Annotated in this window: 16 protein-coding genes; all 16 read right to left on the bottom strand. The window is 43.1% G+C overall.

Annotated elements, in window-relative coordinates; translation table 11 throughout:
• Positions 1–41 precede the first annotated feature (41 nt).
• Positions 42–848: a pyruvate, water dikinase regulatory protein gene (locus LOR49_RS10615; RefSeq protein WP_240376670.1), complete on the bottom strand. Its 807-nt coding sequence runs from the start codon at positions 846–848 to the stop codon at positions 42–44.
• A gap of 55 nt (positions 849–903) precedes the next feature.
• Entirely contained in the window at positions 904–1,581 is a 678-nt protein-coding gene (gene ccpN, locus LOR49_RS10610) for a transcriptional regulator CcpN (protein ID WP_275899617.1), read from the bottom strand.
• 112 nt (positions 1,582–1,693) lie between these two features.
• Positions 1,694–3,778 (bottom strand): glycine--tRNA ligase subunit beta, encoded by a 2,085-nt coding sequence (gene glyS, locus LOR49_RS10605; protein WP_338021141.1) that lies wholly within the window; start codon positions 3,776–3,778, stop codon positions 1,694–1,696.
• Entirely contained in the window at positions 3,762–4,658 is an 897-nt protein-coding gene (glyQ, locus tag LOR49_RS10600; RefSeq protein WP_240376601.1) for a glycine--tRNA ligase subunit alpha, read from the bottom strand. The genes glyS and glyQ overlap by 17 nt, the downstream gene beginning before the upstream one ends.
• Positions 4,659–5,333: 675 nt before the next feature.
• Complete coding sequence (gene recO / locus LOR49_RS10595; protein ID WP_240376599.1) at positions 5,334–6,086, bottom strand: DNA repair protein RecO; 753 nt, start codon at positions 6,084–6,086, stop codon at positions 5,334–5,336.
• A gap of 36 nt (positions 6,087–6,122) precedes the next feature.
• On the bottom strand, positions 6,123–6,269 hold the full coding sequence (locus LOR49_RS10590) for a YqzL family protein (RefSeq protein ID WP_240376597.1): 147 nt from the start codon (positions 6,267–6,269) through the stop codon (positions 6,123–6,125).
• Between the two features lie 86 nt (positions 6,270–6,355).
• Positions 6,356–7,258 carry a GTPase Era gene (gene era / locus LOR49_RS10585; RefSeq protein WP_240376664.1) on the bottom strand — a complete coding sequence of 301 codons (903 nt, stop codon included), beginning with the start codon at positions 7,256–7,258 and terminating at the stop codon, positions 6,356–6,358.
• Positions 7,258–7,656, bottom strand: coding sequence for a cytidine deaminase (locus LOR49_RS10580; RefSeq protein ID WP_240376595.1), 399 nt, complete (start codon positions 7,654–7,656; stop codon positions 7,258–7,260). The genes era and LOR49_RS10580 overlap by 1 nt, the downstream gene beginning before the upstream one ends.
• Before the next feature lie 22 nt (positions 7,657–7,678).
• Entirely contained in the window at positions 7,679–8,071 is a 393-nt protein-coding gene (locus LOR49_RS10575; protein ID WP_240376663.1) for a diacylglycerol kinase family protein, read from the bottom strand.
• A complete protein-coding gene (gene ybeY / locus LOR49_RS10570) occupies positions 8,055–8,513 on the bottom strand; it encodes an rRNA maturation RNase YbeY (protein WP_240376593.1) in 459 nt (152 codons plus the stop codon). The genes LOR49_RS10575 and ybeY overlap by 17 nt, the downstream gene beginning before the upstream one ends.
• A gap of 37 nt (positions 8,514–8,550) precedes the next feature.
• A complete protein-coding gene (locus LOR49_RS10565; protein WP_240376591.1) occupies positions 8,551–9,534 on the bottom strand; it encodes a PhoH family protein in 984 nt (327 codons plus the stop codon).
• Positions 9,535–9,537: 3 nt separating this feature from the next.
• The gene (gene yqfD / locus LOR49_RS10560; protein ID WP_240376590.1) at positions 9,538–10,719 is read right to left on the bottom strand and encodes a sporulation protein YqfD; all 1,182 of its coding nucleotides are present in this window, start codon (positions 10,717–10,719) and stop codon (positions 9,538–9,540) included.
• Entirely contained in the window at positions 10,712–11,020 is a 309-nt protein-coding gene (yqfC, locus tag LOR49_RS10555; protein WP_240376589.1) for a sporulation protein YqfC, read from the bottom strand. Before yqfC ends, yqfD begins: the two co-directional genes overlap by 8 nt.
• A gap of 96 nt (positions 11,021–11,116) precedes the next feature.
• The gene (locus LOR49_RS10550; RefSeq protein WP_240376588.1) at positions 11,117–11,656 is read right to left on the bottom strand and encodes a hypothetical protein; all 540 of its coding nucleotides are present in this window, start codon (positions 11,654–11,656) and stop codon (positions 11,117–11,119) included.
• 15 nt (positions 11,657–11,671) lie between these two features.
• The gene (floA, locus tag LOR49_RS10545) at positions 11,672–12,682 is read right to left on the bottom strand and encodes a flotillin-like protein FloA (RefSeq protein ID WP_275899616.1); all 1,011 of its coding nucleotides are present in this window, start codon (positions 12,680–12,682) and stop codon (positions 11,672–11,674) included.
• A 21-nt stretch (positions 12,683–12,703) separates the two neighbouring features.
• Positions 12,704–14,029, bottom strand: a complete 1,326-nt coding sequence (locus LOR49_RS10540) for an NfeD family protein (protein ID WP_420830428.1) — start codon at positions 14,027–14,029, stop codon at positions 12,704–12,706.
• Positions 14,030–14,163: the final 134 nt, after the last annotated feature.

The raw sequence follows: 14,163 nt of genomic DNA, 5'->3' as shown, positions 1-14,163 counted from the left end.
AAAGGTCAGACTCTCACCTAAAAAGAGTCAGACCTTTCGAGTTAGCGCTGAAACATATTTGATATTAAGTTAGCTGTTTCTTCGACAGCTTTGTTAGATACGTCGATAACGGTACATCCTATTTTTTTCATAACTTCTTCGGAATAAGCAAGTTCCTCTTCAATTCGTTCCAGCTTCGCGTAATTCGCTTCCGCTTTTAATCCTAATGCTTTTAGTCTTTCCGTGCGAATTTCATTTAACTTTTCCGGGCTTATTTTTAAGCCAATGCATTTTTTTGGAGAAATCTTAAACAACTCTTCCGGCGGCTCCACTTCTGGTACAAGTGGAACATTCGCTACTTTAATGCGCTTATGAGCCAAGTACTGAGAAAGCGGTGTTTTTGATGTTCGTGATACTCCAATTAATACGATATCTGCCCTTTCGATACCGCGTGGGTCCCGGCCATCATCATATTTAACGGCAAATTCAATAGCCTCTACTTTGCGGAAGTAATCTTCGTCTAAACGGTATACTAGGCCAGGTTCATATTTAGGACGCTGACCTGTTAAACTTACCAGTTTATCGAGCATCGGACCGATAATGTCTACGGTATCTACGCCTGCTGCTTTTGCTTTCTTTATTAAGTACTCGTTTTTTTCAGGAATGACGAGCGTAAAGGCAATAAAGGCATTTGCTTCTTTCGCAAGATCGATCACTTCATCAATGGTGCCTTCATCTTCCACATAAGGAATGCGGCGAATTTCGACGCCTTGATCCCCAAATTGACTAGCTGCTGCCTTGACAACTAATTCCGCTGTTTCACCAACTGAATCCGACACCACGTACACAATTGGATGCTGATCATTCATGTTTGTCAATCCTTATCCTCCCTCCTGCTGTTTATTTTCTGCTTGCTATTTTCTATTACAGCAGTTGATTGTTCGAAAGATCTACGAGCACTTTCGTTATGTTAGTTTTTGTCACTCTTCCTGTTACTTCAAAGTTTCCATCCGCCTTTTTCTTGACAACAGGCAAAGCATCGATTTGCTTTTCAATCAGCTTGTTTGCCACTTCGATGATTAGGTCATCCTTTTGACAGATTGTTATGTTCGGCATCCTCGTCATAATGATACTTACCGGCATAGCTTCGAGATCTTGCTTTCCAATACTCGCCCGCAGCAAATCTTTTCGTGATAATACACCGACTAAAGCTGCTTGTTTATCCACTACAAACAAAGTGCCTACATCCTCTAAAAACATCGTACAGATGGCATCATAAACAGAGCTGGATTCATCGACGACAACTGGAATCGATTGGTAATCTTGAACAGTAATTTTTTTCACTTTGTCTGTTAATAGTTCTGTTCCGGTTTTACCCGTATAAAAGTATCCAACCCGTGGTCTTGCATCAAGAAAACCTGCCATCGTTAAAATGGATAGATCCGGCCGCAGTGTCGCTCTCGTCAAGGATAATTGGTCTGCGATCTTCTCACCTGTAATCGGCCCATTATCTTTCACGATATTCAAGATCTGCTCCTGTCTCCCTGTCAGTTCGATTGTCATCACCGCCTTAAGACTATCTTTTAACGAACGAAGTCCCATCCAACGGCACCAGAGTTTTGGCCATTTTCTACTTCAGGAACCACAACTCTACTGCTTTTTATCTTTTTTTATTATACCTTCCAGCATGATGGATGACTATCGAAAGCATTTATCACGAAGAGAAGACAATATATTGGAAGTTCGCAAAACGACGTATTTCTTGAGATAAGTGTACCATCTGGGCAAGCCGGTTTTTTCTTATACGTTCGTCATCTGTCATAACCATAACATGATCGAAATAAGAATGGATGGCCGGTTTTATTTCTTCCAGCAAACGGTAGGCACTGTCAATATTGCCGTTTTCAAGTTGCTCAGGTAAATGTACAGAAAGTGACTCGTATGCATCATGTAAATCTTTTTCAGGCTGCTCCTCTAATAACTGAACAGACACGGGTTCACTTGTCTCATCTTTTGCAATATTTGTCACACGGCTTAAAGCTTCGACCGTATCTTTAAAATCACTATCCTTTAACTTGGCCTGCAGAAATTCTGCTTTTTTCACCATGACTCCCACCGTATCCTTTACATCTTCCAGCACAGAGTCAGCAATATCATAACGGATAGAGCGATCCATAAGTAAGTTTTTCAGCCGGGCTTTAAAGAAGGATATCATTTCTTGATGGACTGTCTTTCGTTCCTTCTTAAGAAGCTCTTCCGTCTCCAAGATGTCCAACGCCGCTGTCACGAGGTCATCCAATGACAGCTGATAGTCATACTCCCATAAAATTTGGACAATCCCGGCAGCCTGCCGTCTTAGGGCGTAAGGGTCTTGAGAGCCTGTCGGTATGAGACCAATACCAAAGCATGCCGCAATTGTATCGACTTTATCAGTAATCGCAAGAAGCGAACCTGTTAAGGAAGACGGTATTTCGTCATCCGCAAAACGAGGTTGGTAATGCTCTTTAATGGCCGTAGCTGTTTCGCTCTTTTCCCCGGCAAGAAGTGCATACTTCTCACCCATCAGCCCTTGCAGTTCTGTGAATTCATCCACCATCAGCGTGACAAGATCAAACTTACACAAAGCTGCTGCTCGTTCGATTTGATGAAGCGATTCCTCACTCACACGTAATGTGGAAGCGATGGATATTCCTAACTTTTGAAGTCGACGAGTTTTGTCACCAATTGTACCTAATTCTTCCTGGAATACTACCTGATCAAGCTTCGCAGCTGCCTCATCTGGTGAAAGCTTCTGGTCTTCTTGAAAGAAGAAATCGGCGTCTGACAGCCTGGCCCTTAAAACTTTTTCATTTCCTTTCTGAACGTTGTCAATGTAATCACGGTTTCCATTTCTAACGGTTACAAAAAAAGGAAGCAATTTTCCGTGATGATCTTCCACCGGAAAATACCGTTGATGTTCTCTCATCGACGTAACTAATACTTCTTCAGGTAATTCCAGGAATTCTTCCGCAAATCCTCCTGAAAGTACCGTTGGATATTCTACAAGATTGTTGACTTCCTCCAGAAGGTTTTCGTCAATCGGGATAACCCAATTTTTTTCTTCTTCGAGTGCTTTAATCTGGCTGCGGATGATTGACTTTCTCTGTTCCGGCTGCACGATCACATATTCTTTTTCTAGAGCTTTCTCATATTCCTGTGGATCGTGAATAACCGTTTCTTCTCCAAGAAAACGGTGGCCGACGGATTGTCTGCCGCTTTTGACTCCTGCGATCTCTATTGGAACAACCGTATCACCAAGCAGTGCTATTATCCAGTGAATCGGACGAACGTACTTTAGTGAATAAGAGCCCCAACGCATGTTTTTCGGGAAATTCATCCCCGTAATTAGCTCTTTCACTGCAGGAAGCAGTTCAGACGTTGCTTTCCCTTTTACTTCTTTTTTTGCAAAAAGATATTCTGTTCCTTTCTGGTCTTTAAAATAAAGGTCGGCAAGTTCCACTCCTTGTCCTTTTGCAAATCCGATAGCTGCTTTTGACCATTCTTCGTTCTCGTTCCTCGCTATTTTTTTAGATGGACCGCGCGCTTCCGTCGTGATATCCTCCTGACGCTCTGCCATTTGCTTCACTCGTACAGCCAAGCGGCGTGGTGTGGAAAAAGCTTCTACAGACTCGTAGCGTATTCTATTTTCATCCAGCCACTCTGTCATTCGGTTTCTAAGCTGCTCTGTGGCACTAGAAACGAAACGGGCGGGCATTTCTTCCATTCCAATTTCAAGTAAAAAATCATTGTTGGCCATCATGTTCACGCCCTTTCTCTTGAAGCATCGGGAATCCTAATTGTTCACGTTTTTCGTAATACGCTTGCGCACATTTTCGCGCTAAGTTGCGTACCCGGCTAATATACCCAGTCCGCTCCGTTACGGAAATCGCTCCCCCTGCATCTAACAAGTTGAATATGTGAGAACATTTCAGCACGTAATCATAGGCAGGAAATACAAGCCCCGTTTGAATGGCTCGGTCTGCCTCTTTTTCAAACGTAGCAAATTGTTCAAATAACATCTGATGATCCGCTATCTCGAATGTATACGTTGAATGTTCGTACTCAGGCTGCTTAAACACATCTCCGTAAGTAAACCCTCCTACCCAGACGAGGTCGAATACATCTTCTTTATCCTGAATGTAGGATGCAAGTCTCTCTATTCCATATGTAATCTCCACTGCCACCGGGTTGGCATCCAGCCCGCCAACCTGTTGAAAATAAGTGAATTGGGTGATTTCCATTCCATCAAGCCACACTTCCCAGCCGAGACCCCATGCACTTAGAGTCGGTGCTTCCCAGTTATCTTCAACAAAACGAATGTCATGTTTCTTTGGATCAATTCCTAGTGCCCTTAAGCTGTCTAAATAGAGCTCTTGAATGTTTGCCGGAGAAGGTTTCATGATCACCTGAAATTGATGATGCTGGTAGAGCCGGTTTGGATTTTCTCCGTACCGCCCATCAGCAGGCCTTCTAGAAGGCTCCACATATGCTACATTCCACGGTTCCGGTCCGATACTTCTTAAGAACGTCATCGGGTTCATCGTCCCCGCGCCTTTTTCTACATCATAAGCCTGCATAATTAAACAGTTTTGTTTCGCCCAATACTCTTGCAATGTCAGAATCATATTTTGAACGTTCATCAAATACCTCCCTATATTACATAAAAAAAACGTCCCTATACCCGTATAAAACCGGTATAGGGACGGGTACAGCCCGCGGTTCCACCCTATTTGCCCCGCTCACGTGAGGAGGCCGCTTTCTTTTCATTAAGCTCCGGAACGCCTTCATTGCCATATTTCATGCAGCTTCCACCGTCCTGCACTCGCTTACGAAATAGAAGACAATTACTACTTTCCATCAACGCCAATTAGTCCGTAAAATGTACATTAATCATACTTAACCTTAAGGAAAGTGTCAAGATCTGCGCCTACCCATGCATGCGGCAAGTTTTTCTCACATGGTTATTAAGGTCATGCATTCAATTTTTCATATTTACATCCGGCTTCCAGCCGCTCTTGGCGGATGTTTTCACCTCCAGGCACAAGGGCGACATCAGTTTGAAACTTCGCTCTCGCTCGTTCTCACTGTGTCTTCTTAGCCGCGGGCAACGCTTCAGCTTCCTCAGGCCAACAGGATGTTGGTCAAAAAGGCGTTGCCACAGGACGTGGCGTTCTTAGTAGAAGTTCCCTTCCCGACGTGTGCGGCTTTAGCAGAAGTTCCCTTATGCTTTTCCCGCTGGAGTCACCGCCCGGCGCTCTTTTCAGTCTGCAAATGGATTCATTTTTTAATTAACGAATAAAAATTTTGCAAACAAGCTATCCATCCACATCCCAGCTTTCCATCTGTTGCAGGAAACGTTTCGTCTTAAGGTGTAAGCCGGAATAGGCTTCATAGTACGATTCAAGTACAAGCTTTAATTCTCTTTTTGTAGCAGGACGAAGGGAAATTTCCCCAAGTCTTTCGATGTTCAGATAATAGAAGGTTCGTAACAATTCAACGGTTCGTGGTTGAATGTGTATACGATGGGGGTCTGTATGTTGGCACAGCTGACATAAGAAACCGCCTTCTTTCACAGAGAAGCTGAATGTCCCCTCTGTCCGGCGACAGCGGGAACAATGATTCAGCTCTGGTTTAATTCCTGCCTGCGCAAGCATCTTTATCTCAAAAATCCGTATGAGAACTTCCGGATCATTATCATCATTCATGTGTTGGATTAAACGGAGAAAAAGTTCAAACAAATAAGGATTAATTTCCTTTTCTTCCGTCACTTTATCAAGCAATTCCGCCATATAGGATGCATAAGCAGTTTTCAAAAGATCCTCTCGGATAAATCGAAATGAATCGATGGGGTCCCCTTGGTTTAATGTACTCATACCCGTGCTTTTGTAATAAAGAAACATGCCGTAAACCAAAGGCTGGGCAATGGCTCTTAATTTACTTTTCGGTTTCTTTGCTCCGCGGGCCATAAGTGAAATTTTGCCCGCCTCACGTGTATATAATCGTAATATTACGTTCGTTTCCCCATACGCAATGGTACGTAAAACAATTCCTTCTGCTTTCTTAAGCATGGTGCAGCGCCCTTTCCCCGTAGAGCCGCTGGTTATTTAAAGAATTTCATCATCATGCACAAAAAATTCTTTCTCATCTTGAGGCTGGTGGCTCTGTTCTGATTGTCTCGTCAACAAATAAGCATCAATGCTTCCAGTCTGAAAGAAAATGTCCCAATATGAATCTTCATTATAGTTGAACATGTGTTACCACCCTTTCCTGCCATTATCTCTCCTTTATAGAATGGCTCAAAGCAGGTAAAGCATGTCCTGTAATTTTTACCTTTGATTTAATACTCATCCTTATTGTAGCCATGTTCATTGAGCTGATGCTGGTTGTTTCTCCAGTCTTTTTGGACTTTGACAAAAAGTTCTAAAAAAACACCTGATCCTAGTAAACCTTCAATATCTATACGGGCTCGACGCCCAATTTCTTTTAACATCTTGCCTTGCTTCCCAATGATAATCCCCTTTTGGGAAGAACGCTCGACTATGATTACCGCAGATATATAAACCTTACCGGCTTCTCTTTCTTTCATCTGCTCAATCGAAACGGCAATAGAATGAGGGACCTCATCTTTCGTAAGCTCTAATACTTTTTCACGGATTAACTCACTAACGATAAAACGTTCGGGATGATCGGTTATTTGATCCGCTGGATAATACTGTGGCCCTTTTTCTAAGTAAATTCCAATTTGTCCGAGCAACGTTTCCACATTGTTCCCTTGTAAGGCGGATACCGGCACAACTTCTGCAAATTCGAAACGCCGCCGATATTCATCAATTCTTTCTAAGAGCTGATCGGGATGAACTTGGTCAATTTTATTCATCACTAAGAAAACCGGAGTAGATGTTTCTGTAAGCTTGTTTAAAATGTATTCTTCACCAGGACCATATTTCTCTGTAATGTCAACTAAGAATAAAATTAAATCAACTTCTCTAAATGCCTGGACGGCAGTCCGAACCATGAAATCACCTAAGCGGTGCTTTGGTTTGTGAATGCCTGGTGTATCGATAAAAACAATCTGTGTGTCAGTCGTTGTGTAAACACCTTGAATTTTATTTCTTGTTGTTTGCGGTTTGTCACTCATTATGGCAATTTTTTCACCAATTATTTGATTCAGTAAAGTTGATTTTCCTGCGTTCGGCCTTCCGATCAAAGCAACAAACCCTGATTTAAATGTATCATTCATCACTTCATATCCTCCGCTGTGAATGCTCCTGGTAACAGTTCTATCATCGTTGTCACATGTATATCTCCTTTTACATTACCGAGTATTATTTTTCCATCTGCAGGTAAAAATTCTGCCAAAACTTGCCGACATGCGCCACACGGAGCAGTTGGTCCTGCCGTATCAGCCGCGACAGCAATAGCTTTTATTTTCGTTCCCCCTTCACTGACTGCCTTAAACAAAGCCGTCCTTTCCGCACAATTTGTCAAACCGTAAGAGGCATTCTCGATATTGCACCCTTTATGTACGTGGTCTTTATCGGTTAGAACCGCTGCGCCGACTGCGAATCGCGAATACGGAACATAAGCCATTTCTCGAGCCGCCAACGCTTCTTGTAAGAGGGCCTGGTCTGCAACCATAAGACAACTCCTTTTTAGCAATTTATTTAAACAGTGTATCGGTGACAGGTTGAAAGAAAATAAGAAGTCCGATAATAGCGGCAGCGATACTAAAGATAAGAACGGCAGCAGCGGAAATATCTTTAATAATGCCGGCTTCCGGATGGTGTTCCTTCGTAATCATGTCCACTGTTCGCTCGATAGCTGTGTTCATTATTTCCAAGGCAAAGATCCCGCCTATGACAAGAATTAATACGAGCCAATGCAGCAGAGGGATATGGAGATAAAACGCTGCGCTGACCGCCAGGATAGCCGCTATTACATGGAGGCGCATGTTCTGCTCGAAACGCAGCACGTGACGAAACCCCCGGGCTGCGAATACAAACGAGCGGAAGAAACGGCGCCATCCTCGGTGGTTTCTATCGTGCAAGGCCATGAGATTGTAAAATGGACTCTTGGCGGCCAAACATTTCCCGTTCTGTTTCCACGGTATCGTGGGTGTACCCAAGAAGGTGTAATAAGCCATGAACAGCCAAAAATCCAAGCTCCCGTTCCAAGCTGTGGCCATAGGAAGTTGCTTGCTCCTTTGCTTTGTCCATACTGATAATAATGTCTCCCAATAGGTTAGGTAGTTCTGCCTGCAACTCATTTTCTCCGTCGTTTAACGCAAAAGTAATCACATCCGTCGGGTTATCAATGCCGCGGTACTCTTTATTTATCTCTTGAATGATTTCGTCGTTTGTAAGTGTAAGGGAGAGCTCTGCATGTTCCGAAACCTTTTCTTCCGTACAAGCTTTTTGCAGAAGCTCGGTGAGCCATATTTTCTCTTGTTCACTGAGAAAACTGTTTTCATCAATTATATCAATGGTCACAGCCATCTTTATCCTCCCGATGCACCTTTTATGGCGCCTTTCTTTATAAACGTTTCTGAGGGGCGCGGGTAGACTCGGCATCCTCGTACGCGTCCAAGATTTGCTGCACAAGCGTGTGCCGCACTACGTCCGTTGACTCTAAATAGACAAAATCGATATTGGAATTGCCTTTTAATATGTGGACCGCTGTTTTTAAGCCAGATTGCTGTCCTCTTGGCAAGTCAACTTGTGTTAAGTCTCCGTTAACGACCATCTTAGAGCCAAATCCCAGGCGAGTGAGAAACATCTTAATTTGTTCTTTCGTTGTATTTTGGGCTTCGTCTAAAATAACAAATGCATCATCAAGTGTTCTCCCGCGCATGTATGCCAGTGGGGCCACTTCTATCGTGCCGCGCTCCATTAAACGTGCGGTATGCTCCGTGCCGAAAATATCATGAAGCGCATCATACAGCGGACGTAAATAAGGATCTACTTTTTCTTTTAAATCACCTGGTAAAAAACCTAGACTCTCACCCGCTTCTACCGCGGGCCTCGTTAATACAATCCGCTTCACTTGTCCGTCTTTTAACGCGTTCACCGCCATTACAACGGATAAATACGTTTTCCCGGTCCCGGCCGGCCCTATCCCAAAAATGAGATCTTTTTTACGGATAGAATCAATGTACTTCTTTTGGCCAAGCGTCTTCACGGTAACGGGCTTTCCTTTTGCATTGATGGAAATCGTTTCTTGATAAAGATTCTCAAGGTGATCTAACTTATCTTCTTGTGCGAGCTGTAAGGCATAAATGATATCACGTTCCGAAATTTTGACCCCTTTTCGGAGCATGCGAATCAATGTATCAAGGACTGCTTTTATCAAAGCAGCTTCTTTATCTGAACCGGTAATGATTAACGATTCACCACGTGTGACGATCGATATATCGAGTTTTTCTTCCATACGAAGCAAATGTTTATCGTTTGGCCCGAACAACTCTCGAATTTCTTCTGTATCTTTCGTATCAATGGAAATGACCTGTTTGTCTGTCATTCTTCAGTCTCCTTGAATGATCGGTGCTTCCGATGTAATATCTTCTATCACTTGGTAATGAATAACTAATTTTACTTTACCATCCTGAGTACGGCTCTGCAAAATTTTTTCGTCTTTTATGTGTGCCTCTTTCGGCAGTCGCTTTTTCATTTTATAGCGAGCTGCTTTTTGTGCGTGTTTTTTTGCCTCCTGTACAGATGAGGATTGCTCTGTTGTGTTTTTTTCTGAATAAGTGGTGACAACCCAAGCTGCCGGTAATTCCCATTCTTTTATTGCGGGGTTAAAAACTCTTTCAGTCACTACATAGTCATCATATTCCTCTTTAGCTGAAAAACCCCAAACAGGCAAACGCAACCCGAATAATTGAATAGCATACATTTTTGTCGTTGGTCCCGTCAATGTGTTTACCTTTTGTTTTATTGGGAGTTCCACAGTCGTTTTATACCACGTTTCTCCGAGTACTTTTCCGCTTGCAGGCACAGCCTTTGCGTTCTCTCCTTTGCCTATAAAACCTGAAATTAATAAGTCCCCTTTTTTAACAAGGTCGTTTTCTTGTACGACAACCTGTCCTTTTTCAGCGTAAATGGATTGAACGACTGCTGTTTTTTTAGAAATGATATGTCGGGGAGACGGGGTTTCTTTTTCCTCTGGCAGTGACTGCTCGGCCACGTTTAAGTAGTAAGCCGTCCCTTTCCGTTCCACTCCAATCCATGTGACACCATCTGTTTTATCTAATATTTCCTTTTGGATTCCTGCCGGAGAAGGAAGTAAAAATTGGAAAGTGCCTATTTGTAAACCGATATCTTCTAAACCCGCAACAATGGTTTGCTCAATGTCAGGATCCGCTCCCCGTATTTCAATTTTCCAGACCATTTGTGAGAGCACGATCAGGATCGTAACAAAGACAAGGATACCTGTAAAAAAACCAACTCTTCTTCTAATCAGATCACGATAAGACTCCATGAGAGATGGTTTTAAGACCTCAATATCTCCGCCATACTGAGATACGATACTTTCTAAATCCCCCATGCTTGATAATGGCGTCAAAAAGGTTACACTGTTACTATCTGTTCTAACAACGTCTTTTATTACTATATTTTGTCTAAAACACTCATTGATAATGGACTCCAGCCGTTCTGCATTCAGTTTTACCTTTACATCAGAAGGTCCGCGTTGTTTATTCATGACTTCCTCCCATATCATGATCATTGACGTAACGTATTTCAACAATCGTTCCTTCCAACAGTATTTCGTCGGGCAGGATATTTTTTATTACAAAATTTTCTCCATTTATTAAAATTTCACCTTGTGTTAGTTTCAGCCGTACTTGTTCATTTGAAAAATGGAGTATACCTCGGTGGTTTTCCACATGCAGATGAAGTTGTCCGATCATAGTCAGACGTGGAACATCCAATAAAACATCTTCTGGCAGATTCATTTTTCCGGTTACCCAATGCTTTGCCTTATATTTCAAGCGATCGAACATCTTCTCTCCCCCTCTCTGTCTATGTCTATGAAAAAAAGTTTTGTTGTATCACTCGTTTCTTTTGTCCATAAAAAAAGCTGAGCCTTTTTTAATGGCTCAGCTTTTTTTTCGATATGAATGGTGATAGCGTGACTTATGTTGAAAGTATTGGCGTGATTTTGGAGGACCTAAGACTTCTGACCAAATAATACCGTCCACTACGTCTTTACGGGACAAGGAAGAGAAACGGGGGTGCGGCTTACTAGCACTTGGCACGCCCCCTAAAGAAGTTCCAATTTGTTCCTCAAAGACAGGAGAGTTTCCTAGTTGTTTCATTTTCTCTTCAGCATTAATTGCCTGTTCGCGTAACTCTTCCCGCTTTTTCTCGTAACGATCATACGTATCACTCGTCTGCAGTTCATCTGAGGAAACGGTCGCCTCCTCTTGTCCTCTGCTTGGAGAGTTCTGTGGTTCTTTCTCAGGTTTATTTTCCTGAAATATCGTTTCCCAATCAAAAACCGGTCTCTCTTTCTTCTCAGATGAATCCTCTTTCCCTTGCTGTTGTCTCTTGTTTCGGTTAAAAACGGAAACTAGTCCTCCAATTAAAAGGACAACAATAAACATGTTACTAAATAGAAATTCAATGATAGATCCCAAGGGATACCCCCCCTTTTACTTACGACGATCAGTATCTGGGGCTGAATAGTCATCCCCTTTATGTCCTGTTTCATCTCCTATGGATTTTCTCATATCCGTGTCTGCGTTCACATTTTGGATATTCATATAATCCATGACGCCAAGATTTCCTGATTTAAGAGCCTCCGACATTGCAAGCGGTACTTCTGCTTCCGCTTCTACTACCTTGGCCCTCATCTCTTCCACGCGTGCCTTCATTTCTTGCTCATGCGCAACAGCCATGGCACGGCGTTCTTCGGCTTTCGCTTGTGCGATCTTCTTATCTGCATCGGCCTGGTCTGTCTGCAAACCGGCTCCGATATTTTTACCGATATCAATATCTGCAATATCAATGGAAAGAATTTCAAACGCTGTACCAGCATCAAGTCCTTTTTTCAGTACCGTCTGGGAAATCGAATCAGGGTTTTCTAATACTTTCTTATGGTCATTGGAGGAGCCGATTGTAGAGACAATGCCCTCGCCGACACGGGCAATTACTGTATCTTCCCCCGCACCACCGACCAGACGATCAATATTGGCTCTCACCGTGATCCTTGCTTTTGCCTTTACTTCAATTCCATCCATCGCTACACCGGCAATGAACGGCGTTTCGATTACTTTTGGGTTTACACTCATTTGCACAGCTTCCAACACATTCCGACCTGCAAGGTCAATAGCAGCACAGCGTTCGAATGACAATTCAATGTTAGCACGTTGTGCAGCAATGAGGGCATTGATCACACGGTCTACGTTACCGCCTGCGAGATAATGCCCCTCAAGCTTATTTAATTCTACATCCAGACCTGCTTTTTCCGCTTTAATCATCGGGTTAACGACGCGGGCTGGAATGACTCGGCGTAGACGCATCCCCACTAACTGAAATATCCCAACCTTAACTCCCGCAGCAAGCGCTGAAATCCAGAGCATAACAGGGACAAATGTAAATAAAACAATTAGCGCAATTAGTATTAAAGCAAGCACTATTATTAATGTCAAATCAATAGGCATATTTTATTGTATCCTCCTTTTTTATGACAGATCAGTCAACCTCACAATGATCCGTGACCCTTTCACATCAACGATTTTCACCGTTTGATTCTCTCCAATATAGCCTCCCTCTGTTACGACATCCAGGCGCTCTTCATTTGCGATAATTGACCCAGAAGGTCGGAGCGGCGTTAGTGTGACCCCTGTTGTGCCGATTAACTCAGAACGTGTCACACTCGATACATAACCTTCTTTCTTACTGAACGTATCTTCCAGGATAAAGCGTTTCATGGGCCCGCGACTTCTAAAAGATTTAAAGACAACAATCGCGCCTGCAATCGAGACAACCAGTGCAATTAAAATGGAAATCACAATATTAAATACGGAATACGAAGCAAAAAACATACTAGTGATTACAGATCCTATCCCTAAAAGACCAAAAATACCGAACCCAGGAACGAATAGTTCAATCACAATCAGCAAGAGACCGGCAGCAAATAAGATAATGGCTTCCATGCCTGCAAAGCCGGCAATGGAGTGACCAAAGAAAAAGAGAAACAACGCACTAAGTCCCATCATGCCCGGTATCCCAAAGCCTGGTGAGTAAAGCTCTAAAATAAGCCCGAGACTTCCTACACTAAGTAAAATTGGTATGACAACCGGATGAGTAACAAAACGGGCAATATGTTCAGATATACTTACTTCTGCTTCTTGAATACGAGCATTCTCTAGTCCAAGCTTATTTAGTAGTTCCTCCCGGTCATCCACCATATATTCCGCGTAGCCAACTTTGTATGCTTCGGAAGCAGTTAAAGATAACAATTCTCCCTCTCCGGCACGGTATTCTTTGAGATCAATGGAGGGATCAGCCATGGCAAGTGCATATTGAGGATCACGATTATTTAACTCGGCCGCTCCTTTCATATTTGCATTCCACGCTGACTGAGCTTTGTTACCAGCAGCATTCCCGCTTCCGTCAATTACTTGTGCTGCTCCCATTTCCGTTCCGGGAGCCATTGCTATCTGATCAGCATTTAACGCGAGAAATGCCCCGGCAGACATAGCCTGATTTGTCACAAAGGCTGTAGTCGGAATTTGTGTATTTCGGAAGATAGCCGCAATATTACCGGCCGCATCCACTGCACCCCCGGGAGTATTAACTTCAAAAATGATGTGATCGGCCCCTTCTGTCTCCGCCTCCTTCACAGATCGCCCCAGAAAAGCCTCCAATCCTCTCTCCACCGTTTGTTCAACAGGGACAACGTATACAAGCTCTTTTGATGATGAAAGCGCTGTACCTGACAGGATGCCGCCTGCTAATAAAATAGCAGCAAAGAACAAGCCAACTATTATTTTTAATCGCGCCATGTTCATTTTCTTCCCTCTTTCTTCCGTAATAGGGGAGATTAACACGCCTGCTCCACCCTCCGGACTCTGTGCGAGGGGCAGCGTCAGATTTTATCCCTTTCAAAAAAGCATCTCCACTTCTGGAGATGCTTGTT

This window comes from Bacillus piscicola (genome assembly GCF_022458745.1).
Classification (GTDB): Bacteria; Bacillota; Bacilli; order Bacillales; family Marinococcaceae; genus Alteribacillus_A; species Alteribacillus_A piscicola.
The sequence above is the reverse complement of the archived record's forward strand: the minus strand, read 5'-3'. Positions and strand labels throughout refer to the sequence as shown.